We start from the raw sequence: 24,027 nt of genomic DNA on the forward strand, positions 1-24,027 counted from the left end.
GTTGAAGTCACGGATTCAGGTGTTAGTTAGTGGTAATTTTTTTAATTTCAGGTTTTTGTCAGAAAGAAACTCTTCGACCGCAACGGTTTCTCCTTCGACAGTACCATAATCGTCAAGCACAATTAATCCGCCACTTACCATGCGGGGATAGAAAAGATCTAACGCGAGCCTACTTGGAGAATAGACATCTAAGTCTATGTGTAAGAGTGCAACCCGAATGTGAGGATTTTCGGACAAAAAAGCGGGGGCTGTTTGAAGAATGTCTCCGCTAATCAATTCGATATTTTTAAAACCTTTGTCGTCTAAGCGTAATGTTAATTCAGATTCTGGAATGCCTTTGCCTGCAATTTGAGAGAATTCCGATATGAATTTTTGGGGTCGGACTGCACTCCATCATTCGGAACTGGAAAATCTCCGAATGCATCAAATCCAAAGATTTTCCTGGAACTGAATGTTTCCAAGCATTCTCGGAATGTGGCAAATCGAATTAGTGATGCGCCTTTGAAGACTCCGAATTCGACAACTTCGCCTGGTAAATCAATAATTTTTTTATAGAGTTCATAGTGGCTTATGAGTTTGTGAAGCCTTTTAGGGTCGGAGGTAAGATAGAAACCATTCTCGTAATAGAATGCCTTTGATTTTTCGAATCCGATTGCCGTCATTGTAAAGTTCCGAACCTTTAATTTAAATGTTAAACGACTCTAGCCTTTCAAGAGCAACCCAAAAACCCTCGCCGGAATTTTTATGACCTTGCCAGATTTCTGGAATGAATGAAGCGTTTGGACAAAATTTATTGAGATTGCGCGCTAATGAGGAAAAATCAAGCTCTCCTTCTTCGATCTGTAGGCCTTCTTCGTCGGTTCCCTTTGCGTCTACTATGTGAAGATGCGCGGTGAACGGTGAAACCATTTTTATGAAGCGAGAAAAGTCCATCTTTATATGATTACATAGTAGTTTTGAATGTGAGGTGTCCAGGCAGATCCGATAATTATACTTTTTGCAGAATTCTACAATTTCATCTGGCTCCATAAATAAGTTGTGAAAACTTTGTCCCCCAAAGTGCCAAGGAAAAGGTGGCATGGTTTGGATAATAATTTCGGTTCCTTTCGCATCCAATTTTGATAAAGAGTTAGCAACCCGCTCATAAAACTCCGATCTTAGTGCTTTAGCAATAAATCCATTTTGGGTAAACCCTCCAGCGTTTACGATTATTAGCGTGTCATGCTTGGTGTTAAAATATGGCTCTAGTTTTCGCGTCACCTCTATTACTCTTTGAAGCTCATCGATTGATCGATTACGATACTTAAAGTCCGGGGAACTTAAGTCTAAAATATGATCACCAGAGAAAAGCTCAGGACTGTGAACAATTAGGTCTAGCTCGTAACCGTTTGGGTCAAGATAATCTGATGGGGATAGCTCAAGATCTCGATAGCTGAGATGAAACTCGACAAGATCTAAGTTCGAAAGTGGAACAAGATTTTTAAAGTCGTGATACCGAACTGGAATTCCAAAAGGATGAGAGAAGCTATAGTTTCTAGGTTCTATCTTGGTTTTTCTTAAGTCTGAAACATAGAAGAAGTCGCCTTTTTCAATGTTACGATCTGAGGGCTTTCCAATAAGTTCATTTTTTCGGTAAGGAGGAATTCCCTTGCCGGGACTACGTACTTCAATATCCATGTCAGTTATGATTGAGCCCTTTGAGATTCTTCTCTTGGCGACGATGCTCTTTCCGAGAACCTCTCGGTTCATCATCTCTCCTTGGGTTACATAGCGTTCTGATTTCTTCCCGAGAGCTTGTTCCACTTCTCGAATTCCTTCAACCATAAGGCGGAATTCATCTGGTAGGAGGCTAACTCTATGATCATTTCCCTCCATTGAACGATCAAGAGTAAAATGCTTTTCTATTACTTTTGCGCCCAATGCTACTGCTGCGATTGCAATAGCGGAGCCTCTCTCATGTCCAGAGTATCCTACAATGCCAGAAGAACTAAGTTCTTTTAGTCGTTCTAAATACCTGAGATTTATATCTTTAAATGGAGCAGGATAAGTAGAGTTGCAGTGCAATAGAATGTACTGGCAACCTGATCTATCTAATAAGTCTATAGCTGTTTTCACTTCCCGTTCAGTTGACATTCCTGTTGAACATATTAAAGGCTTTCCAGTGCCGGTTAGCTTTTGTAGAAGGTCATGATTGGTGAGATCCGCTGACGCTACCTTGTAAGCTGACATGCCATAACTTTCAAGCCGTTCTAAGCTTGATTCGTCCCACGGAGTACATAGGGGAAGTATGCCTTTCTCTTTACAGTAGTCAAAGATTTGAAACATTTCGTGTTTTGATAACTGGAACCGATTCAGTAAATCAAGTGTATACTCAGCTCCTAGATCCTCGCCGTCGTCTGATGCATTTCTGTAAACTGACTCCATATCGCGAAGTTGAAATTTCGCACAGTCGGCGCCAGCCTTTACGGCTTCGTCAACAAGTCGCTTAGCCAGCAGGATGTCTCCATTATGATTGTTTCCAATCTCTGCAATTATGAAGGTTTTACTGAGTTCGTGTATGCAGAAGTTATCTATTTCGATAGACGCCTTTTCATGCAGCGCCATCGCTACGAGCCTCTGGTTTGAATCAAGCAGAGGTAGGTATTTCACTCTTGACGAGAGTAGTTCCTCTAATTTCGAGTTGGATGAAGTTTCTGCAGCGTGGATGAAGTTACAATTTGCAGCCACCGAAACCGGTTGCGTAAGATCAAAGTTCTCTGTTCTCAATAACCATCTACGAAAATCTCCGTCGGTGAGAATGCCTTCTAATACTCCATTGGACGCGACAACAAAAACGAACCCGCTTTTGTTTGCACTTATTTTTTGTAGAGCAATGCTGATTTCGTCGTCTGCAAAAACAGTATAAGGCGTTATGTTGCGTTCTATTATCATCGCTTTTCCTGCTGCATCAACATATCAACTATTTTAAAGTCCGTTGGAGAGTCGATCTCCCAAGACTCTTGTTCAGTCATACAGAACATTACTATTTTTCCGCCCAAGCGATTACCGAACGCCTTGAGGATCGGAAGTCGTGTCATATATATCGATCCATTTTCTTTGTACGGTCGCTCAGAAGGAGCCAGATCTTGCCGGCGCGGCCTTGACATGTAATCGTACTGTGCTGAAGGCATCGATGGGTTCTTCCAGAAAAACGAGTGGCTTTCACACACAGATACGAGAGAATCGGCATTTTGTTTTTCAAAAAGCTCAATTGCGCTTGCTATCGTACCCGGCCGCCGGTAAGGCGAGGTGGGTTGAAGTAATATCATTACTGTATTCGGTTCCCAGTCGAGCCAATCTTGGGCAACTTGCAGCATTACATCTTCGGTCGGAGTGGCGTCTTCGGCGAGGTGAGCAGGGCGCAGTTCCGGAACTTTAGCTCCATTTCTTTTGGCAATATCAGCGATCGCCGGGGAATCTGTCGAAACGAACACTTCGGCTATTTTTGTGCAGGCCAATGCCTGTTGAATGCTCCAGAAAATCAGGGGCTGACCCAATAGGTTTAGTATATTTTTATTTGGTATACCTTTAGAGCCTGATCGAGCAGGAATCAGAGCTATGTATCTATTATTCAAGGTCTGCTCCTTGCTAGTGCAACGAGGGTATCAGTTTGGTTTCGAGCAGCGAGAAAGGCTTGATAGGCATTGGCGAGTTGACGGCTGCTTTCATCAAGTGCGCTCCGGCCTATTCCTGTTGGCTTGTTTAGTTCGAACCATGCTAAGTGATTCCACAAGGGGTAGCGCTGAACGTTAATTATCTCATCTACCAACCATCCACCTTCCTCTAAAATATACCGTAGTGACTCTTTGGTGTGTAAAACAAGGTGTTCTGACCAGAAAGTAAAATCTTTGAATGAGCTGGGGCCGTGATGAAGTAGCCAATCCCGTGCGTGGGGAATTTCAACCACAAGCCTAGCGCCAGGAGCGGAGGATTTCTGCAGAAACTCTAGATGTGAAATTGGGTCATCCAAATGTTCGAGGACATGGAACAGGCTTATAATTTCGGGTCTGAATTTGATTATCTCTTTAGGAGAATCGGTTACTGTGTGTCCGTCGGCTTTAAGTGACTCTAGATTATTCGCATTCAGCTCGAAACCCAGAAGATCATATGCATACTCATGGCTCTTTCGAAGTTGAAAACCTGCACCGCAACCGAAGTCCAGCCAACGCTTGTTAGCTATTATTGGCTTTAACAATTGATCTCGGCGATCAGTGTCTGCCACGTCCATGTCATTTCTGGGTTTGATACCCGAAGGGACGTTTTTCGTTTTGTAGTAGTCAGGAGGGTTGCCGGTATGAGACGGATCCAGATAGATTACACCAGATCTCTCATCCTCGAACACGAGTATCTCTCTATCCCGGCATCGTTCCCAAATTATAGTTGCCCTTTTGGGGTCAAGAAAATCCCCCTCCATTAGGGCCTGAAAAACAGCTTTGGGCTGCATATTGAGCCTCACTACATTTCAACTGGGTATAGCTTAACATGTCCTTTGAATGATGGGGCAGCTCTTGGTTCCGCCTAGGAAGGGGAAGGTTGAGCCCCCTTTCTAGGGATGCCCAATTTACCCTTGGAGAAGCTGTAGTACCTGTTGGGGGCGCGCGTTTGCTTGCGCTAGCACTGACAGGCCCGCCTGTTGCAGTACCTGCGTCCTTGCTAGTTCAGCAGACTCCTTGGCAAAGTCTGCATCTCGAATTCGACTGTTCGACGCAGACAGATTTTCTGAGGTAGTGCTGAGATTTGCAATGGTTGATTCGAACCGGTTTTGAACTGCACCGAGTTGGGCACGATAGCCGTTAATCGTTTCGATCGCGTAGTCGACGTTGATCATAGCTAGGTCAGCTCCGGCTTGATCCGAGACGTCCGTATCATTGACTGAAATGGTATTTGTTGCTGGATCCAATGCTATCCCAGAGAGGGCTGTGCCGCCATTCACTCCGATGTCTATCGAGTATTGTTCACCAAACTGAGACGATAGCAAAATTTCGTTGTTGGTTCTGTTTAGGTATGCACTGACCCCCGTATTTCGAGTTTCGGCATTTATGGCACCGACGACATCTTGTAATGAGCCTGCTGCAGTAATGCTAATCGATGGGAAAGCACCGCTGACACCCGAGATGTCAACAGTCAAATTGGTGGTTTCGCCATCGTTAAAGATGTCTCCCAATGTCTTTGATGAAGCGTCTGTCAGTGAGAGTATGCCGCTTGTTTCGTTCACCACGCCACCTATCATGTTACCGCGAGCATCAAGGCCGCTTACGCTGATCGTTTCGCCCGTATTTGCTCCCACCTGAAACGTCTGGGTGTTGAAGTTGCCATCAAGTATCTTCAAACCATTAAATGAGGTTTGGCTGGCAATCCGGTTAATCTCTTGGATACGTTGTTGGACTTCCTGGTTCAGAGCTTCCCTGTCAGAAGGGCTGTTTGTCGCATTAGCTGACTGAACGGCTAGCTCACGAATTCGCTGCAAGTTAGAAGTCACCTCATCCAAAGCGCCCTCCGCCGTCTGTGCCAATGAAATCCCGTCGTTGGCGTTTCTAATGGCAACATCGATACCCTTAATTTGCGATTGAAAACGTTCGGAAATAGCAAGTCCAGCAGCATCGTCTTTCGCCGAGTTAATTCTCAATCCTGAAGAAAGTCTCTGTAACGCGGTGTTCGCATCATTTTGAGAGGAGTTCAGATTTCTTTGTGCGTTCAGTGACGCAATGTTGGTGTTTATTACCTGAGGCATTTGGATCTCCCTGCATCGGTGCTCTGGGATTGGCAATACCTCAAGACGGTATCGCCTGTTTGACTAGTAGGATAATGCTCGTTTGTTTTGCTGGATGCTTTGATCGTGCCAGATGTAAAAAAAATTAATTAATACAGTTGGATATGGTTTTCTAAGAAGTCCGGAAGGAAGGTGCGGTGAAATTTTGACGGCAAGCTATTGCCGTCTTCATGAGTTGATATGTAGTGGTTCAATGATTTTGGGCACCAACGTAGGTGGTAAAATCGCCACCATAAACGAGGTGTCTGATGACCAGAAAGCGACGTTCTTTTTCTCCTGAGTTCAAACAGGAAGCAGCCAGCCTGGTGCTGGATCAAGGTTACACGATTCCGCAGGCCAATGTGTCCCTGGGAGTCGGTGAAAGTGCCGTTCGGCGTTGGGTTCAACAACTCACGGAGGAGCGTAAAGGTGTCACCCCGAAGGGTAAGGCCTTAACCCCGGAGCAGCGCCGAATTCAAGAGCTGGAAGCCCGCTGCAATCGCCTGGAGCGAGAGAAGGAAATATTAAAAAGGCTACAGCTCTCTTGATGTCGGACGAAATGAATCGTACGCGCTGATAGGCCGGTTGGGAGAGCAGGAGTCAATTGAACTGGTCTGTGAAGCGTTTGAAATCAGCCGTTCTAGCTATTACGAGTACCGTCAACGGCGGAACCGTGTGGATGTGGAGCGCTTGGCCCTGAAGGCTCAGATGAAACGCCTGTTTACCAGGAGCCGCAGTTCTGCCGGCAGCCGCACAATCAAAGGCTTGCTCCGCGAGGAAGGCGTTGTCGTCGGTCGCTTCAAAGTTCGACGACTGATGAGCGAGCTGGGGCTGATCTGTAAACAGCCAGGCCCTCATGCCTATAAACAGGCCAGCGTTGAGCGACCGGATATCCCGAATCATCTGGATCGTGAGTTTACGGTAGAGCAACCCGACCAGGTCTGGTGTGGCGACATCACCTACATCTGGAGCGGCCAGCGATGGAGTTATCTGGCGGTGGTGCTGGATCTATACGCTCGCCGGGTTGTTGGCTGGGCCATGTCGTCCAGTCCGGATGCGGACCTGGTTGTAAAAGCTCTGGATCACGCCTGGGAACAGCGTGGTCGTCCAGAGAAAGTCATTTTCCACTCGGATCAGGGAAGTCAGTACGCCAGTCGAAAGTTCCGTCAGAGGCTCTGGCGCTATCGAATGACACAAAGCATGAGCCGGCGCGGCAACTGCTGGGACAATGCACCGATGGAAAGGCTATTCCGGAGCCTGAAATAAGGATGTTGGGAGCTACTTGATGGACTACTACAACCGGCAGCGGCCTCACGTATTCAACGGTGGCATTTCGCCCGTTGCGGCTGAGGAAAACCTTAAAATACTGGCCGGGATTAGTTGACCACTACAATTGTTAAACGCGTGGTAAAAAACAACCTGTTTTGGCAAAGTACATGCCAGCCTGAAACATATTTTTGGAATTTACGGAGATAGCCCTAATGGTGAGCCATCAAGATGATCCGGCGCGCATATACCTGCAGCAAAAGGAGAAGAATCTCAACTATTTCAAGGTTCATCTTCCGCGCATCTATCAGATGCTTGACAACCTGATGCTGACCCGCGCCGAGTTGGTTGTCACTCCTGGTGAAAAGGATATCGATATGACGTTCGATGGCCGGTCATGCTATCGAGGGCTCGCGCGTGAATACTCACGTGACGAGGTGCGTGACTTTTTAAATGAGCATCGCCCGGATAGGAGGTTCCTGACGTATAGTCCGGCTTGGCCTAGTTCTTACAATAAACAGAGGTTTGCAGCGCGTAGCATTCAAAGAATTATAGAGATGAGTCCAGTAACCCCTGAAAATTTTCAAGGCTATAAGCGTGGCAGCGTGTTTCCTTCGATTGTTTTCCTGGGGTGTGGCTTAGGATTCCATATCGAATCGATGGTTGAGCAAGCGACAATAGTTAACGCCATTGTGGTGGAGAGGGAGCCTGAAAAATTTGCGTTGAGCTTGTTCACCGTAGACTGGGCAAAGATCTGTTCTACCTTTCAAAAGAAAGGTTTTTCCTTAAACTTCGCGATCGGTTTTGCCTCCAGCGAGATGGAACTGAGGGATCTATTATCCCGGCATTTGGCCCATAGTGTCCCACTTTATCCTTACACAACGCTCTACTATAACCACCTAGCGGACATTGAGTTAGCGAGAGTCGCTATGGATGTTGGTCGGGACCTTGCGCTTGTTGCTGCGAGCTGGTCGAACTACGACGACGAGTTGATGCGCCTAAAAAATTCAATGGCCAACTGTCGCCTTGGAATCAAGTATCTTCCACGGAGAAACCTCAGTGGTCACAACAAGCCGGTAGTAATCGTTGGCAGTGGACCCTCGTTAGATGAACGATTAAGCAGCCTCGTGGCGATCAGGGATCGGGTTGTCGTTGTTAGTGCCGGTACAGGGCTTCGGCCGCTTTTAACCGCCGGGATAAAGCCTGATTTGCATGTTGAACTAGATCCGAATTACATGATCTACGAGCTTCATTCAGAACTTGGCAGTGATCTGTTGAAGGAAATCACGTTGTTGGCGGGCAATGAAGTCAATCCCAAGGTTGCTTCGTTGTTTGGCCGAGCCTACACATTTTATAGGTTTGATAGCGCTCTATCGTGGTTGGCTGGTGTTGGTCAGGACGGATTTGTTAATTGTAACCCGACCTGTGTAAATGCAGCGTTATCGATACTTCATACCTTGGGTTGTAGAAAGATATTCATGCTCGGGACGGATTTTGGTTATGTAGATAATGCTCATGATCATTCGTCATATTCGGTATATGGCGAAAAAGCTGTCGGTGAGGTAGCGGCTGGGCTTCGTAAGTGGGTAGGCGAATCTAAAAGGCAGGATTTCTCAGTGCCTGCGGCCTCTGGAATTGGGGTGGTTCAAACCCGCTTCGATTATTATGCAGCAAAGGTCAATGTTGAGGGTTTTCTTCGAGAAATAGCAAGAAAGACGCCAGAGACAGAGGTTTTCAACTGTTCAGATGGCGCTGCAGTTGAGGGCGCACTTTGGTTGGCTCCACATGAATTTGAGTCAACCGTAAATCGCTTTACTCACGATGAGATGACTGACCTTGAAAATCTAATCGAGAGCAACAGCCGGAGCATCTCCAGGTCCACCCTCGATGATGCCATGCCATCTGTGGAAGGCGAATTGGAGAGGGGGGCGGCGCTTCTGAAAAAAATAATCTCAAAAGAGCGTTTACGTGGCCGCAAGGACTTGGCCTTGCTTGCGAATACGCTCCGTCTTGTATCCAAAACCTCCGGGTTAACGGAAAAAAAACCGGTTACTGCGGCGCAGCAGTACCAAAGTTGGGTTTTAGGCGGAACAGTGCTGCATTTTGTACATGTGGCTTTATGTCATGGTTTCGCCTGCGAGGATGAGGATCTGCCAGCTTTTATGACAACCTGGCGGGAGGGGCTGTTGAAGTTCCTTGATGAAGTTGCCGAGCATTTTTCGGGGGTTGTAGCTGAGCAAGAGCGATTGGAAGAAGATCCTTGGATGAAAATGAATTTCGAGTCAAAGGAGCCGGGGTGGTCATAACTCAGCCGCCTCAATTTACAAAGTTTAACAAAAGAGTGTCGTTTTTTTCTAAAGCATCGCTTGGTGCGGTCGTTAAGTCAGATAACAGGGTCGCGCTAGCTACAAGGTGCGTTTCTCGGCGACGACCTTTTCTCGAAGTGATGACTTGTTATTAAGGGGAAATACTATGGCTCTGGGTATCAATACCAACGTTGCCTCTATCAACGCCCAAAACCAGCTTGGAAAATCTCAAAACTTAGGTGATCAAGCTCTGCAGCGCCTTTCTTCCGGTCTTCGGATTAACTCCGCAAAAGATGATGCTGCGGGTTTGGCGATCGCGACCAAGTTTGACGCCCAGATTCGAGGGTTGACGGTTGCTCAGCGGAACGCCAATGATGGAATTTCTCTAGCGCAAACGGCAGAGGGCGCTTTGGATGAGGTGACCAATAACCTGCAGAGAATTCGTGAGCTGGCGGTACAGTCTGCGAACGCCACTAACAGTGACAAAGACCGTATTGCTTTGAATCAAGAGGTTGCTCAGCGTAAAGATGAGATAGATCGTATTGGCTCGGTTACAAAATTCAATGGCACGGCCTTGTTAGATGGCGCGTTCACGTCACAACAATTCCAAGTCGGTGCTAATAATTCAGCAGTGGATCGCATCTCAATTAGCATTGATACCGCAATTGCGGTTTCCGCTGGTGGATTGAGCGTCACATCGACGGCTTCTACAGTGTCTGGCGCTCAAACCTTGCTGGACCAAGTAGATGCGGCTCTCGACACCGTTAACGGTTTGCGAGGAACTCTGGGTGCGGTACAAAACCGGTTTGAAAGTACGATTTCGAACCTTGGTAATAGTATTGAAAATTTGAGCGCATCACAAAGTCGGATTCTGGACGCAGATTTTGCCGCGGAATCGGCGAAGTTGGCCAAGGCCAATGTATTGCAGCAGGCTGGTATCTCAGTGCTGGCACAGGCTAATGCTCGACCAAATCAGGTTCTATCCCTCCTGCAGTAATTGGGGTAGCACGGTGAACCGTCGGCTCTTCCATGTAGGAGAGCCGGCTTGCGCCGTATCAGGAAAGTGAGGTGAGTCATGAATGACGTGAACCTGAATAGCCCGGATCTCAAATTGGTGCGTTACGGTAGCCAGTCTCCGGCTCGGGCAAACGCGTCGCCTCAGAACGACGGTAGTCTCGTCTCCGCTCAGGTAGTAGCCTCATCAGTTGAGCAAGCGTCGCGGATGGAGTCGCTTAAGCCCCAGGAGTTGCCCGGGGCAGGCGAAGTGATGGCGAGGTCTGTTGAACCGGCCGGGCAATTGAATGAGGCGGTGTCTCAGTTGAACGATTACGTGCAGTCGGTCAGCAGGGACTTGCAGTTCGAGGTGGATAGCGAACGAGGGCAAACCATCGTCAAGGTAGTTGATCAACAGACTCAAGAAGTTATTCGCCAGATTCCGGATGAGGTTGCTTTGAGGTTGGCAGAAAAATTGCAGCAGGATGAACCGCTGACGTTATTCAATGTGAAGGTGTGATTTTTTGCCGCTGGCCGGCATTGGGTTACGGTTGTTCAGCGCCGCCGCATCCGCAAGGATCTGGCGGTGATTTTGTTTATAGCTGGTTTTGTTGTTACGAACTGTAACATTAAATCGTTGAGAAAGTGGCAAAGCTTTGCCGCCTTCGGCCGTTAACTAGGTCGTAGCAAAAGCCTTTTTAGGAGGCAGATTTATGGCAGCAATTTCATCGTTAGGAGCCGGTTCGGGTATTTTTACCAATGATCTGGTTAACCAGCTCATTGAGGCAGAGCGCGCGCCAACTGAAATGCGTCTCGACCGGCGAGAATCTGAGACCCAGGCAAAAATTTCTGCCTATGGACGGATTCGTAGTGCTCTTGAAGCTCTGCGCTCTCCTATGGAAGCGCTGAGCAAGTCTGACAGTATGAGCGCGTATACTGCTTCTTCATCGAATGAATCCGTAGTTCGTGTCAATGTTGAGTCTTCTGAAGCGAACAGGGGCAGTTATAACCTAGATGTGAAACAGTTGGCTCGTGCTCAGTCTTTGGCTTCTACTGAATTTACGGATCGTGATACCACTCCAGTCGGAACCGGTACGTTGACCTTGAACGTGGGAGGCAATGCAACGGATATTGTCATTGACGAGTCTAATAATACTCTTGAGGGAATCGCTGAAGCCATTAACGGTGCAAATGCCGGAGTTTCTGCGGGTATCGTGGACACCGGTAGTGGTTATAGATTGGTAATGTCGTCGGATGAATCTGGTACCGCCAATGAGATCTCGATTTCGGTGGCAGATAACGATAGTAATGACATCGACATGAGTGGCTTGTCTCAGTTTGTCTTTGATGGCGTTACTTCTAATATGCAGCAAACCGTAGCTGCTAAAGATGCGATTTTGGATATCAACGGTATTGAAGTGACGCGGTCGAGCAACACTGTCGAGGGCGTTGTTGATGGTGTCACTTTCACTCTGACGGAAACCGGAACCTCAACGGTTAAAATTGCTCAAGATCCTGATGAGGTGACTGGCCGGGTGCAGGCCTTCGTCGACAAGTTCAATACGCTCCAAGATCAGGTTAAAAGTGTTGCCGGATACAACCCTGCGTCTGAAAGAGGCGGGGTTTTGAATGGTGATTCGGCGATCCGTGCCATTCAGAGCGAGTTGCGCCAAATGCTGACGTCAGTTCCGACGGGGCTGGAAGATTCGCCGGTTCGTATGTTGGCAGATATTGGCATCACGACGGATCCGAGCAGTGGTAAGCTTGAATTTGATCAGACTAAGTTCAAAGAGCAGCTAAAAGCTAATCCGGATGGGGTGACGGCGCTTTTTTCTGAGTCGGAAAGTGGGGATGGAATTGCACGCCAGATGGTGGATTCGGTTGAAAAGTTTTTGGCCAGTGACGGCACGCTGGCAAACCGAACAGAAGGTCTCAGCAAGACACTTGAGCGTATTGAAGATGAGCGTTTTGAGCTAGATGACCGGATCGCTAGTTATGAGGAAAGGTTGATTCGGCAATTTTCTGCGGCAGATCAGTTGATTTCTCAGATTCAAAGTACCGGCAATTATGTACAGCAGCAATTGGCAGCTTTGGCGCCGCAGAATAGTAGCGGTAATTAAAGGTGAAAGTTTGATTTCTGTCGTCCCTAAAACGGCAAAGAATATCGCGGAAAGAGGTTGATTATGAACGGTTTACAGGCATACCAGCGCGTAAACACCCAAACCAGTATCACTGATGCAGACCCGCACAAACTGATTCAGCTGCTTTACAGCGGAGCCATTGAGCGCATAAACATGGCAAAGGCAAGGATTCAGGCAAGGGACTTTGAGGGCAAGGGCAAGCTCATTTGCAAGGCTCTTGAAATTATTGGAGGACTGCGCGGTTTCCTGGACTTTGATAACGGTGGCGACTTAGCGGTGAGACTAGAGGCGCTTTATGACTATATGGAGCGTGCTTTGTCGCAGGCCAACGCCAAGAATGATATTGCGAAATTGGATGAAGTGATTGAATTACTTCGTTCAATCAAAGAAGGCTGGGACGGCATCCGCGAAGAAGTGGTAACCCAGCAATCCCAGGCCGCTGGCTAAACCGGCACTTTTGCCTTCCATAGCGCCCCTATCCTTTGGCAGGGTAGGGGCTTTATAGCCATTCCCCCCGCCATCCCGTACAATGTTGCCCTTCTTTTCAACACATCCATTCTGTTCAGTCTGGAGCAAGGGCATGTCTGATATTAAAAAGGTGGTGCTGGCCTATTCCGGTGGCCTGGATACTTCCGTCATCGTTCGGTGGTTGCAGGATACCTATAACTGTGAGGTGGTAACCTTTACCGCCGATATTGGCCAAGGCGAGGAAGTGGAGCCGGCGCGTGCGAAAGCCGAAGCGCTGGGCGTTAAGGAAATCTACATTGAGGACCTGCGCGAGGAGTTTGTGCGCGATTACGTGTTCCCGATGTTCCGCGCCAACACCATCTACGAAGGCGAGTACCTGCTGGGTACCTCTATCGCCCGCCCGCTGATTGCCAAGCGCCTGATCGACATTGCCAATGAGACGGGTGCAGACGCCATCTCTCACGGTGCTACCGGTAAAGGTAACGACCAGGTTCGTTTTGAGCTTGGCGCCTATGCCCTGAAGCCGGGCGTGAAAGTGATCGCTCCCTGGCGTGAGTGGGATCTGAACTCCCGCGAGAAGCTGCTCAAGTACTGTGAAGAGCGCAACATCCCGGTGGAAATGAAGAAGGGCAAGAGTCCGTACTCCATGGACGCCAACCTGCTGCACATCTCCTACGAAGGCATCAACCTGGAAGACCCGTGGGCGGAAGCCGAGGAAGACATGTGGCGCTGGAGTGTGTCTCCGGAAGCCGCGCCGGATAAGCCCACCTACGTGGAACTCACCTACAGGAAGGGCGACATCGTTGCCGTTGATGGTCAGGAAATGAAGCCCCACGTGGTACTGGAAACCCTGAACAAGCTGGCCGGTGAAAATGGTATTGGCCGCCTGGACATCGTCGAGAACCGCTACGTGGGCATGAAGTCCCGCGGCTGTTACGAAACCCCGGGTGGTACCATCATGCTGCGCGCCCATCGCGCCATTGAGTCCATCACTCTGGACCGTGAGGTGGCACACCTGAAGGACAGCCTGATGCCGCGCTATGCCGAGGTGATCTACAACGGTTACTGGTGGTCCCCGGAGCGTGAGGCTCTTCAGGCGCTGATCGACCAGACCCAGAACTACGTGAACGGCACCGTTCGCCTGAAGCTGTACAAGGGCAATGTGGACGTGGTCGGCCGTAAGTCTGACGATTCTCTGTTCGATGAGAAGATCGCCACCTTTGAAGAAGACCAGGGTGCGTACGATCAGAAAGATGCGGAAGGCTTTATCAAGCTGAACGCGCTGCGCCTGCGGATTGCCGCTGGCAAAGGCCGCAAGCTTTGATGGTTTGTTGATGCCCTGAAAACGCCCGGTTCATAACCGGGCGTTTTTGTTTATACTTTTCAAACAATTCCAACAACGAAAGTCGTCACCATGAATGCGTTGGGCACAGCTTCCGTCGCCGCTTTGCGGCAGTATGTTCGCTACGCCGATGCCAAAGGTATCGCGGTTGATCCGCTGTTTGAAAAGGCGGGTTTGAAGCCGGAGATCCTGGATTCCGATGAGGGCCGAATCGACGGCGAACAGCTCCAGGCATTTATTCACTTGCTGGCCGAACATACCGGTAACCCGGTATTGGGATTGGAGACCGGCGACTATGTGCAACCCGGTTCCTACAGTGTGCTGGGTTACATCACCATGAGCTGCGCCACGTTGGGGGAAGCGGTTACCCGTATTGCGCCCTATGAGAAGCTGGTGGGGGATATGGGCACCACCCGCCTGAAGATGAAGGGCGATTCTGCGACACTGATCTGGACCTGCAATTTTACCGATCCTGTGGTGTGGCCGCAGGTGGTGGACAATGTCTTTGCCTCCTGGATCAACTATGCGAGATGGCTGGCAGACAGCACGGACGCCACGCCGCTGGAAGTTCGCCTGAGGCGGCCTTCTCCCGGCCCGGAGCATGAGAAGGCCTATGCTGTGCGCTGGCAATGCCCTGTACAGTTTGATGCAGAGGAGGACAGTGTCACCTTTGCTCAGGCACTGCTCGCAACCCGCCTGCGTCAGCCAGACCCGCTATTGCGAAAAACCCTGGAAGCCCATGCATTGTCTCAATTGGCGTTGCTCGACACCGACACGGATCTGACCAGCAAGGTAAAGCAAAGCATCCAGAAACAGCTCGCCGAGGGCATTACCCGTCAGGATATGGTCGCCGAGGATCTGGGAATGACCAGCCGTACCTTACAGCGAAAGCTGAGCCAGGAAGGGGTGTCTTATCAGAAGTTGCTGGATGAGGTGCGCCAGCAGATGGCGGAGGACTATTTGCAGAATACCGACATGAGTATTCCGGATATTGCCTTGCGCCTGGGCTACAGTGAAACCACGTCGTTTCACCGAAAGTTCAAGGCTGCGACGGGTAAGACGCCGGGGGATTTTCGCAGGCAATAAAAAAGCCAGCTTATAAAAGCTGGCTTAAGAAATTCGGAAAGAACGAAAGTGCCTGAAAAATTCGTTGATCCTGAGGAATCCACCTGCGGTACCCATATGGCGGCGGAGGTACTACTCGGCTCCTCCGCCATGGGTGGATACTGCTTGATTCCACAATGTCAGAATAAGCCTGATCGCCTTTCCTGTCTGTTTGTGAAGTGTGTCCCAGTGTTACTGTTTGTGATCGCTACACACCTTCCCGTATCTCCGGGGTGATTTCGGTGAAACGACGGGTTTCATAGGCATCTACCAATCCTTGTACGGCTGCGCGCTCCAAATCCTGCACTGTTGGCGTGCCGTCCTGGGCATCGGCTTTGCACAGGGCCATGCCGGCCTCCACAGAGATGAAGCCGGCGGTGGTTTTCAGGGCTTTGTGGTTGATGCCGTCAAAAATGCGCCGGAACGCGGTGGTGGTGCAGTGATCACTGTTGGGAAAGTAGGAGACAATCGCAAACTGGTTATCACCTACCCTACACAGGGCATCAATCGGGCGAATCAATGTGCTCAGGCGCCGGGCGATGCCGATCGACAGTTCGCTCATCACGCTGGGCGGATGTTTGCGCTTCAGCTCTTGCCAGTTACGGATGCCGCACATGACGTAGGCGGTTGACCCGCCGCGGGATTCGGCGTGGCGCAGGGTTTTCTGCAAGCGCTGGCGCGCGTATTTGTTGTTGGTCAGCCCGGTTTCCAGATCAATGATGTTGCTGGATTCCAGTTCCCGGTTGTTCTCCACCAGCAGCGCGTTGGCGCGCAGCAGGGTGTTCTGCCTGTCTGCCATGCGGTCTGCCGCAAAGATACGGGGGATGAGCTGCTTGGTCATGTCTGATTTGTAGATGAAGTCGTCCACACCCCGGTCGAACGCTTCCGACAGGGCTTCCACACTCTCGCGGGCGGTGAGCAGAATCACATAGGTGTAGTGGTTGTTCTGCTCGTCTTGCTGGCGCACCTGGTCGGTCAGCTGCAGGCCGTCCATTTCTGGCATCAGCCAGTCTGCAATCAGTACGCTGACCGGGCGTTGTTCCATGAGTTTCAGGGCAGCCGGTGCGTTGTTGGCGATGCGTATGTCGCGGTATCCGGCATTTCGCAGCGTACGGCCCACCACCATACTGCTGAATTTGGCGTCGTCTACTACGAGAATGGGAAGATCGAGGTTTGGCATTGTTTGTCTACTTCTTACCAGTCCATTGTCAGATGCGGTTCGCCACAGCTCTTGGTATTCTTGGCGGTTTCGAACATCCGTAATCAAATTGTCGCCACAGTATACCCCTCCGTGGCCTTTGGAGAATAACGACTATGCCTTCTTTTGACATTGTTTCAGAAATCGAAATGCACGAAGTTACCAACGCGGTGGACCAGGCCAAGCGTGAACTGGGTAACCGCTGGGATTTCAAGAATGTTGAGGCGGACATCGAGCTGGAGGACAAGCGCCTGACTTTGAGCGCCGAGCAGGAGTTCCAGTTGGAGCAACTGGTGGACATGATGCGAATGGCCTTTGCCAAGCGCAACATCGACACCCGTGCCCTGTCCGAAGATGGTGAAAGCAAAGCGGGCAAGCTGGTGAAGCAGCATTTCACCCTGAAGCAGGGTATTGAAACGGACATGGCCAAGAAGATCGTGAAGATGATCAAAGAGCAGAAAATGAAAGTGCAGGCCAGCATCCAGGGCGACAAGGTACGGGTTACCGGCAAGAAACGGGACGACCTGCAGGAAGCCATTGCCATGTTGCGTGAGGCAGAACTGGATATCCCGCTGCAGTTCAACAACTTTCGCGACTGATCCGGAGAGGCTCCTATTTATCTTCCCCCCAATGTTGTAGTCCTGATTCGGGATACCGCCTACACCTATACCCGCTGGCAAGTGATTGCCATGTTGTTTCTCGGGTTCTCGGCGGGGCTGCCCTTTCTGCTGGTGTTTTCCACCCTCAATGCCCGCCTGGCAGACGTTGGGGTGGAGACCGCCACCATCGGTTTTTTCAGCTGGCTTGGCATTACCTATTCCATCAAGGTGTTCTGGGCGCCGGTGGTGGATCGGCTGAAACTGCCGGTGCTGGATCGCTTGTTTGGCAAGCGCCGCAGCTGGATTCTGCTGGCTCAGGCGGGCATTGCCACCGGGTTGTACCTGATGTCCCAGACGGACGCCCTGGCGGCTCCGGAGACACTGGCGCTGTTCGGATTGTTGGTGGCTTTTTCCTCCGCCACGCAGGATGTGGCCATTGATGCCTATCGCATTGAGATTGCTCAGGAGCGTCTGCAGGCGGCGTTAGCGGCCACATACATCTTTGGTTATCGGCTGGCGTTGCTGGTGGCTGGCGCCGGTGCACTGTATGTGGCGGAGTTCTGGTCCTGGGAAGTGTCGTACCAGGTGATGGCAGCGCTGGTGGGTGTGGGTGCGCTGACGGTGCTGATTGTGAAAGAGCCGGAAGTAAACCATTTTGCGGCTGCGCAGGACATTGCCCATCGAATTGAGGAAGAGGTGGAGAAACGAAGCCACCTACCGGAACGCCTGGCCAGGTTAACTGGCTGGTTCTATGCCGCGGTGGCTGGCCCGTTTCTGGACTTCTTCCGTCGGTATCGGGAGCTGGCGGTGGCCATTCTGGTGCTGGTGGCGGTGTATCGCATTTCGGATATTGCCATGGGGGTGATGGCCAATCCGTTCTATCTGGATTTTATGGGTTTCAGTAAAACCCAGGTGGCCGATGTCACCAAGGTGTTCGGGTTTTTTATGACCATTGTTGGCTCCATGGTCGGTGGGGTGCTGGTGGTACGCTATGGCGTGCGCCGGATACTGCTGGCGGGTGCCATCATGACGGCGGCGACCAACCTTCTGTTTGTACTGTTAGCCCAGCAACCACCGGATATCGCGGCGCTGGCCTTGGTGGTGAGTGCCGATAACCTCAGTGGCGGTATTGCCAATGTGGCGCTGATTGCCTGGCTGTCCAGCATGACCAGCGCCTCGTTCACCGCCACCCAGTATGCCTTGTTCAGCTCGCTGATGACGCTGCCGGGCAAGTTCCTGGGAGGCTTTTCCGGGGTTGTGGTGGCGAACTTTGGCTACGCCGAGTTCTTCCTGATTGCGGGATTGATGGGCGTGCCCGCGATTCTTCTGGTGCTGTTTATGATGCGACACGGCGCCAGGCTGGATGCGCTGGCGCCAGTCAAACATGAGGAAGATGCCCTGGTAAAATAGCGGCCGCTCAGGAAGAGCAGCTGATGTTCAGATGTTTCCCCCAGTCCGGTGGCAGGGCAGCGTATTTCTCATACTCTGGTTGCTCATCAAAGGGCTTTTCCAACACCTTGAGCAGTTCCTTCATTGGCTCATAGTCGCCGTTCTGCGCCTCCAGGATGACTTGCTGGGCCAGGTAGTTGCGCAGAATGTACTTCGGGTTTACCCGGCGCATGGCGTATTCCCGTTCATCGTGGCCACGGGTTTCTTTCTGCAGTCTGGCTTCGTAACGTTCCAGCCACTCGTCAGCCACGCTGCGGTCTGCGAACAGATCACGGACCGGCGCGGTGCCATGGCCGTGCAGGTTGGACAGGCCGCGGAAAAACCGGGTGTAGTCCACGCGGTGTTCGTGGAGCGTGCTGAAGGTGTCCATGATCAGGCCCATATCTGACTCCTCCGCTTCCTCCAGCCCCAGTTTGGCGAGCATCTGGTGTTTGAAATGCTCGTTGTAGGCGGTTTCATAGCGTCGAAGTCCCCGGCGAACGGTATCCTCGTCCATGATCGGCAACAATGCATTGGCCAGGTACTGACAGTTGATAAAGCCTACCTGGGGCTGGCGATTGTAGGCATAGCGGCCTTCGTGATCGGAGTGATTGCAAACGAAGCCGGCGTCGAAATCGTCCAGGAAGGCGAAGGGGCCATAGTCAAAAGTGTCACCGATAATCGACATATTGTCGCTGTTCATCACCCCATGGCAGAATCCAACGGCCTGCCATTTCGCGATCAACCTGGCGGTGCGTTCCACCACTTCCTCAAACCAGCGGGCGTAGCGTTGGTCCTCCGGCAAGCTGATCAGGTGAGGGAAGTGCAGGGCAATTACATGCTCTAGCAATGTTCTCAGGGCGTCCGGCCCTTCATGGTGGGCTGCAAACTCGAAGTGACCAAACCGGATGTGGCTTTTCGCTACCCGCATCAAAGCGGCGGCGGTTTCGATGGACTCCCTGCGCACCGGGTCTTTGGCGCTGATCATGAACAGCGCCCGGGTGGTGGGTATTCCCAGGCCATGCATGGCTTCACTGCACAGATATTCACGAATGGTTGACCGGAGTACTGCCCGGCCATCGCCGAAGCGGGAGTAGGGCGTGGTGCCTGCCCCTTTCAGGTGCCAGTCCCAGCGTGTGCCGTCTGGCCCCACGGTTTCCCAAAGTAAGAGGCCGCGGCCATCGCCCAGTTCCGGGTTGTACATGCCGAACTGATGCCCGGTGTACTTCATGGCGACCGGGTCCATCCCCTCCAGGAGTTCGGCGCCGGCACCAATGGCCGCCCAGTCATTTTCATCCCGCACCAGAAATCCCATATCGCTGGCCAGGGCCTGGTTAAAGCAGACCATTCGCGGTTCAGACAGGGGGGATGGCTGTACCTGGCTGTAGAAGCTGTCCGGTAATTCCAGGTAGCGATGTTCCACCTGAAAGCTGTTGTTGCTCATAAAACGACCTGGCTTTGGTATGAATACTGCGTATGTATAGGGTTGAAGCCTAACAACAGATTGCAGAGCAGGTGAACCAAATGCAACCACACCTGATAGTTTTCACCGACCTGGACGGCACCTTGCTGGACCATCACAGTTACAGCTGGCGGGCCGCATCGCCGGCCATGGCAAAGTTGGCCGCTAACGGTATCCCCTTGATTTTTAACTCCAGTAAAACCGCCGCCGAGATGCGCCATCTGCAAAACGCGATGGGCATACGGGCCCCCTTTATCGTCGAGAACGGCGCGGCGGCGGTTATCCCGGCGGGCTGTCTGGACCGCACCGAAGAACAGGTGATGAATTTTGGAGCAGATCACCAGCAGGTCCTTCGCACGCTTATGGTGCAGAGGAGGGCGGGTGCACAGTTTCGGGGCTTTTCGGATATGGCGGATGCGGAACTGGCGGAGGTTGCGGGCCTGGATGAGGTGGAGGCCTCTCGGGCCCGGCAGCGCCTGGGTACGGAGCCGCTGATCTGGCAAGGCAGTGACCCGGAGCTGGACCAATTCAGTGCGGCGCTGGAGCGTGAGGGGCTCCGTCTGGTGCAGGGTGGGCGCTTCTGGCACGCCATGGGGCGGTTCGATAAAGCCGAGGGGGCCCGCTTTTTGCTGGAGCAATACCGGGAGCACTATCAGGGCGAGCCGATAGTCACCATCGCATTGGGCGACAGCCCGAATGACCAGCGCATGCTGGAGGCCGCGGATATCCCGGTGGTGATTCGCGGGGTGAACAGCGATCAGGTCCAGTTGCCATCGCAGAAGCACCCCATGCGCTCCCTGAAACCCGGCCCAGAGGGTTGGAACGAATGCGTGCTCAATCTTCTTTTTGAGTACGGCTACTAGGCCGCCTGGTGTGGCCAAAAGTAAAGGAGAGGCGCCATGGGCGACTTTTACCAGAATGGCATAGTAACGACCCTGCATAATCTTGTGCGACGACCGGTAGAGGACATTGAGGCCGATCTGCTTCAGTTCCGTAAAGCGCGGCCTATGTCACTGGTGTTGCCGTCGCTGTATTCAGAGCTGGAAGGCCCCGCCCTGAAACACATTGTCCAGGAGCTGGCAAAGGTGCCTTACCTGGAAGAAATCGTGATCGGGCTCGATCGTGCCGATGAAGCGCAATACCGGCACGCATTGGAGTACTTCTCCGAGCTGCCTCAGCCGTTCAAGGTACTGTGGAACGATGGGCCGCGTTTGCGGGCCATCGACCTCAAACTTCGCGAGCAGGGCCTCGCGCCCACTGAAATGGGCAAGGGGCGGAATGTCTGGTACTGCTTCGGTTATGTGCTGGCCTCAGGGGTGAGCAAATCGGTGGCGTTGCACGATTGCGATATTCTGACCTACTCGCGGGACCTGCTGGCACGGCTGATCTATCCGGTGGCCAACCCTGGATTCAACTACATGTTCTGTAAGGGCTATTACGCCCGGGTCGCCGACAGCAAAATGAATGGCCGGGTCAGTCGTCTGCTGGTCACCCCGCTGATCCGTGCCCTGAAAAAAGTCTGCGGCCCGAACGATTTTCTCGACTACCTCGACAGCTACCGTTATCCCCTGGCCGGAGAATTCTCGTTCCGCACGGATGTCATCAATGACCTGCGCATTCCCAGTGACTGGGGGCTGGAGATTGGTGTGCTCTCGGAGATGAAACGAAACTACGCCACTAATCGCCTGTGCCAGGTGGATATTGCTGATGTCTACGATCACAAGCATCAGGATCTCTCGCCGGAGGACGCCAGCCGAGGGCTGTCCAAAATGAGTGTGGATATCGCCAAGGCCCTGTTCCGAAAGCTGGCCACCAATGGCGAGGTGTTCTCCAATGAGAAGTTCCGCACCATCAAAGCGACCTATTTCCGTATTGCTCTGGATTTTGTGGAAACCTATCAGAACGACGCCGTGATCAACGGGCTCGGCTTTGATCGGCACAAGGAAGAAAAGGCAGTGGAATTGTTTGCCCAGAATGTGATGCGCGCCGGCGCCTACTTCCTGGATAACCCCATGGACACCCCCTTTATCCCCAGCTGGAACCGGGTGACCAGCGCCATTCCGGACATTCGTGAGCAACTGCTGGAGGCTGTTGAGCTGGACAATCAGGAATATCGGCCATGACTCAGCCACTGAAGAGCAAGCTGCAAGGTATGCTCGAGGTCGTCTATCCCTCGGTAGATTGCGACTTTCTGGCGGAACAGTTACTGGCCACCATGGGGCTGGAGCCCAATGCCGATGCCCCACCGGCCCACCAGAACCATTGGGACGAAACCGATGTGTTGCTGATTACCTACGCGGACACGCTTCAGCAACCGGACGAGAAGCCGCTGGTGACGCTCAAGCGCTTCCTGGATGACTGCCTTAAGGACTCCGTTTCCGCGGTGCACATACTGCCGTTTTTTCCCTTCAGCTCTGATGATGGCTTTTCGGTGATGGATTACCTGGCGGTTAATGAGAGTCACGGTGGCTGGCCGGAGATTGAGGCCATTGCCCGGGACTACAAGTTGATGTCCGATCTTGTGATCAACCACATGTCGGCCCGCAGCCGGTGGTTCGAAAACTATAAGAAGCGCATCGACCCGGGTAAGGACTATTTCTTTGAAGGCAACCCGAAAGACGACCTCAGCCAGGTAGTGAGGCCACGTACCTCGCCCTTGCTCAATCCGGTGCAGACCGACGACGGCGAGCGCTATGTGTGGTGCACCTTCAGTGAAGATCAGGTGGACCTGAACTTTGCCAACCCGCAGGTACTGCTGGAGTTTGCGGGGATCATCCGCCAATACCTGGAACGAGGTGTGATGATTTTCCGTATGGATGCCGTGGCCTTTATCTGGAAAGAGCCGGGCACGCCGTGTATTCATCTGCAGCAAACCCACGAGCTGATCAAGATCCTGCGCTTGCTGATTGAACATCACACGCCGGACGCGGTGGTGATTACCGAAACCAACGTGCCCAACCGGGAGAACCTGACTTATTTTGGCAATGCCAACGAAGCCCATGCCATCTATAACTTTTCGTTGCCGCCTCTGCTGATCAACACGCTGGTGACCGGCAATTGCCGACATCTGAAAACCTGGCTGATGAGTATGCCCCCGGCGCAGCTGGGCACCACCTATCTGAACTTTATCGCTTCCCACGACGGCGTTGGTCTGCGGCCCACAGATGGCCTGCTGACCGAAGATGAAAAGCAACGCCTGATCAACACCATGGAGTCGTTTGGGGGTAAGGTGTCCTATCGCCGGACGGCCGACGGGCGGGATCAGCCCTATGAGATGAATATTGCGCTCTGGGATGCCCTCAAAGGAACCGCAGAAGGCGGTGCCGACCACTGGCAGCTCGCGCGATTCCTGTGTGCGCATACCATCATGCTGGCTCTCGAGGGCATTCCCGCCTTTTATATTCACAGCTTGCTGGCCACGGAGAACGATCAGGCGCGGGTGGAGCATACCGGGCGCCTGCGCTCCATTAACCGCAGTCAATGGCAGTTGTCGCAACTGGAGGAAACCCTCGCAGATCCACTGACCCACCACAGCAAGGCATTCCGGGAGCTGAAGCGCTTGATTGCTATACGCCGTGCTCAACCTGCTTTCCATCCGAACGCCACGCAGTTCACCTTACACCTGGGGTTGCAGTTGTTCGGGTTCTGGCGCCAGAGCATGCGCCGGGAGCAATCGGTGTTCTGTATCCATAACATCAGTCCCGAGGTGCAGCAGGTGGCGCTCAGTGATATCAATCTGATCGGAACGGATCGCTGGGTAGACTTGATCTCCGGAATGGAGGTGGATGATCTGGCTGGGTCAATCACCCTGAAGCCGTATCAGAGTGTGTGGTTGTCCAACCAGCAGAGACGCTGAGCGTTAAGGCGAATGCCTCAGGAATGAGGCATGGTTGGTTTGTATTCTGCAAGTCGGTGGTTATAATCGGGGCTGC

20 protein-coding genes and 1 pseudogene are annotated in these 24,027 nt (G+C 51.9%); 13 read left to right on the forward strand and 8 right to left on the reverse strand.

Annotated elements, in window-relative coordinates:
- Positions 1 to 15 precede the first annotated feature (15 nt).
- From Q669_RS20130 to Q669_RS13700, 6 genes are all read right to left on the reverse strand, one after another.
- Positions 16 to 276, reverse strand: a complete 261-nt coding sequence (locus Q669_RS20130; RefSeq protein WP_413771511.1) for a TylF/MycF/NovP-related O-methyltransferase — start codon at positions 274 to 276, stop codon at positions 16 to 18.
- A gap of 38 nt (positions 277 to 314) precedes the next feature.
- Entirely contained in the window at positions 315 to 662 is a 348-nt protein-coding gene (locus Q669_RS20135; protein WP_022992699.1) for a TylF/MycF/NovP-related O-methyltransferase, read from the reverse strand.
- A 22-nt stretch (positions 663 to 684) separates the two neighbouring features.
- Positions 685 to 2,931, reverse strand: coding sequence for an N-acetylneuraminate synthase family protein (locus tag Q669_RS13685; RefSeq protein ID WP_022992700.1), 2,247 nt, complete (start codon positions 2,929 to 2,931; stop codon positions 685 to 687).
- Positions 2,928 to 3,614 carry a cytidylyltransferase domain-containing protein gene (locus Q669_RS13690; protein WP_022992701.1) on the reverse strand — a complete coding sequence of 229 codons (687 nt, stop codon included), beginning with the start codon at positions 3,612 to 3,614 and terminating at the stop codon, positions 2,928 to 2,930. Before Q669_RS13690 ends, Q669_RS13685 begins: the two co-directional genes overlap by 4 nt.
- Positions 3,611 to 4,381 carry a class I SAM-dependent methyltransferase gene (locus tag Q669_RS13695; RefSeq protein WP_160170565.1) on the reverse strand — a complete coding sequence of 257 codons (771 nt, stop codon included), beginning with the start codon at positions 4,379 to 4,381 and terminating at the stop codon, positions 3,611 to 3,613. Before Q669_RS13695 ends, Q669_RS13690 begins: the two co-directional genes overlap by 4 nt.
- 219 nt (positions 4,382 to 4,600) lie before the next feature.
- Positions 4,601 to 5,770 (reverse strand): flagellin, encoded by a 1,170-nt coding sequence (locus Q669_RS13700; RefSeq protein WP_022992703.1) that lies wholly within the window; start codon positions 5,768 to 5,770, stop codon positions 4,601 to 4,603.
- Positions 5,771 to 6,057: 287 nt separating this feature from the next.
- Between Q669_RS13700 and Q669_RS13710 the strand changes: the two are divergent.
- The 8 genes and pseudogenes from Q669_RS13710 to Q669_RS13745 all read left to right on the forward strand — a co-directional run bounded on the left by Q669_RS13710 (position 6,058) and on the right by Q669_RS13745 (position 15,390).
- Positions 6,058 to 7,172, forward strand: a pseudogene (locus Q669_RS13710) (IS3 family transposase).
- 97 nt (positions 7,173 to 7,269) lie between these two features.
- Complete coding sequence (locus Q669_RS13715; protein ID WP_022992707.1) at positions 7,270 to 9,360, forward strand: 6-hydroxymethylpterin diphosphokinase MptE-like protein; 2,091 nt, start codon at positions 7,270 to 7,272, stop codon at positions 9,358 to 9,360.
- Between the two features lie 166 nt (positions 9,361 to 9,526).
- Positions 9,527 to 10,357 carry a flagellin gene (locus Q669_RS13720; protein WP_022992708.1) on the forward strand — a complete coding sequence of 277 codons (831 nt, stop codon included), beginning with the start codon at positions 9,527 to 9,529 and terminating at the stop codon, positions 10,355 to 10,357.
- Positions 10,358 to 10,435: 78 nt separating this feature from the next.
- Entirely contained in the window at positions 10,436 to 10,873 is a 438-nt protein-coding gene (locus Q669_RS13725; RefSeq protein WP_022992709.1) for a flagellar protein FlaG, read from the forward strand.
- Between the two features lie 193 nt (positions 10,874 to 11,066).
- The gene (fliD, locus tag Q669_RS13730; RefSeq protein WP_022992710.1) at positions 11,067 to 12,473 is read left to right on the forward strand and encodes a flagellar filament capping protein FliD; all 1,407 of its coding nucleotides are present in this window, start codon (positions 11,067 to 11,069) and stop codon (positions 12,471 to 12,473) included.
- Between the two features lie 63 nt (positions 12,474 to 12,536).
- Complete coding sequence (fliS, locus tag Q669_RS13735) at positions 12,537 to 12,941, forward strand: flagellar export chaperone FliS (protein WP_022992711.1); 405 nt, start codon at positions 12,537 to 12,539, stop codon at positions 12,939 to 12,941.
- Between the two features lie 133 nt (positions 12,942 to 13,074).
- Positions 13,075 to 14,286 carry an argininosuccinate synthase gene (locus Q669_RS13740; RefSeq protein WP_011786034.1) on the forward strand — a complete coding sequence of 404 codons (1,212 nt, stop codon included), beginning with the start codon at positions 13,075 to 13,077 and terminating at the stop codon, positions 14,284 to 14,286.
- A 90-nt stretch (positions 14,287 to 14,376) separates the two neighbouring features.
- Positions 14,377 to 15,390, forward strand: coding sequence for an AraC family transcriptional regulator (locus Q669_RS13745; protein WP_022992712.1), 1,014 nt, complete (start codon positions 14,377 to 14,379; stop codon positions 15,388 to 15,390).
- A gap of 226 nt (positions 15,391 to 15,616) precedes the next feature.
- Here Q669_RS13745 and Q669_RS13750 read toward each other — a convergent pair whose 3' ends face one another.
- Entirely contained in the window at positions 15,617 to 16,588 is a 972-nt protein-coding gene (locus tag Q669_RS13750) for a response regulator (RefSeq protein ID WP_011786032.1), read from the reverse strand.
- 134 nt (positions 16,589 to 16,722) lie between these two features.
- On the opposite strand from Q669_RS13750, the gene Q669_RS13755 reads away from it, so the two are divergent.
- Both Q669_RS13755 and Q669_RS13760 read left to right on the forward strand, forming a co-directional pair.
- Positions 16,723 to 17,205: a YajQ family cyclic di-GMP-binding protein gene (locus tag Q669_RS13755; protein WP_011786031.1), complete on the forward strand. Its 483-nt coding sequence runs from the start codon at positions 16,723 to 16,725 to the stop codon at positions 17,203 to 17,205.
- Positions 17,206 to 17,286: 81 nt separating this feature from the next.
- Positions 17,287 to 18,615 (forward strand): AmpG family muropeptide MFS transporter, encoded by a 1,329-nt coding sequence (locus Q669_RS13760; protein WP_200861805.1) that lies wholly within the window; start codon positions 17,287 to 17,289, stop codon positions 18,613 to 18,615.
- 7 nt (positions 18,616 to 18,622) lie between these two features.
- On the opposite strand, the gene Q669_RS13765 is transcribed toward Q669_RS13760, so the two are convergent.
- Positions 18,623 to 20,077 (reverse strand): protein adenylyltransferase SelO, encoded by a 1,455-nt coding sequence (locus Q669_RS13765; protein WP_022992714.1) that lies wholly within the window; start codon positions 20,075 to 20,077, stop codon positions 18,623 to 18,625.
- Between the two features lie 80 nt (positions 20,078 to 20,157).
- Here Q669_RS13765 and Q669_RS13770 point away from each other — a divergent pair, with 80 nt between their 5' ends.
- The 3 genes from Q669_RS13770 to Q669_RS13780 are packed head-to-tail and all read left to right on the forward strand — an operon-like array spanning position 20,158 to position 23,951.
- Positions 20,158 to 20,958 carry an HAD-IIB family hydrolase gene (locus tag Q669_RS13770; protein WP_022992715.1) on the forward strand — a complete coding sequence of 267 codons (801 nt, stop codon included), beginning with the start codon at positions 20,158 to 20,160 and terminating at the stop codon, positions 20,956 to 20,958.
- A gap of 36 nt (positions 20,959 to 20,994) precedes the next feature.
- Positions 20,995 to 22,218, forward strand: coding sequence for a glycosyl transferase (locus tag Q669_RS13775; protein ID WP_022992716.1), 1,224 nt, complete (start codon positions 20,995 to 20,997; stop codon positions 22,216 to 22,218).
- Entirely contained in the window at positions 22,215 to 23,951 is a 1,737-nt protein-coding gene (locus tag Q669_RS13780; RefSeq protein ID WP_022992717.1) for an alpha-amylase family glycosyl hydrolase, read from the forward strand. The genes Q669_RS13775 and Q669_RS13780 overlap by 4 nt, the downstream gene beginning before the upstream one ends.
- Positions 23,952 to 24,027: the final 76 nt, after the last annotated feature.

The sequence above is a fragment of the Marinobacter sp. C1S70 genome (assembly GCF_000475355.1).
Taxonomy (GTDB): Bacteria; Pseudomonadota; Gammaproteobacteria; order Pseudomonadales; family Oleiphilaceae; genus Marinobacter; species Marinobacter nauticus.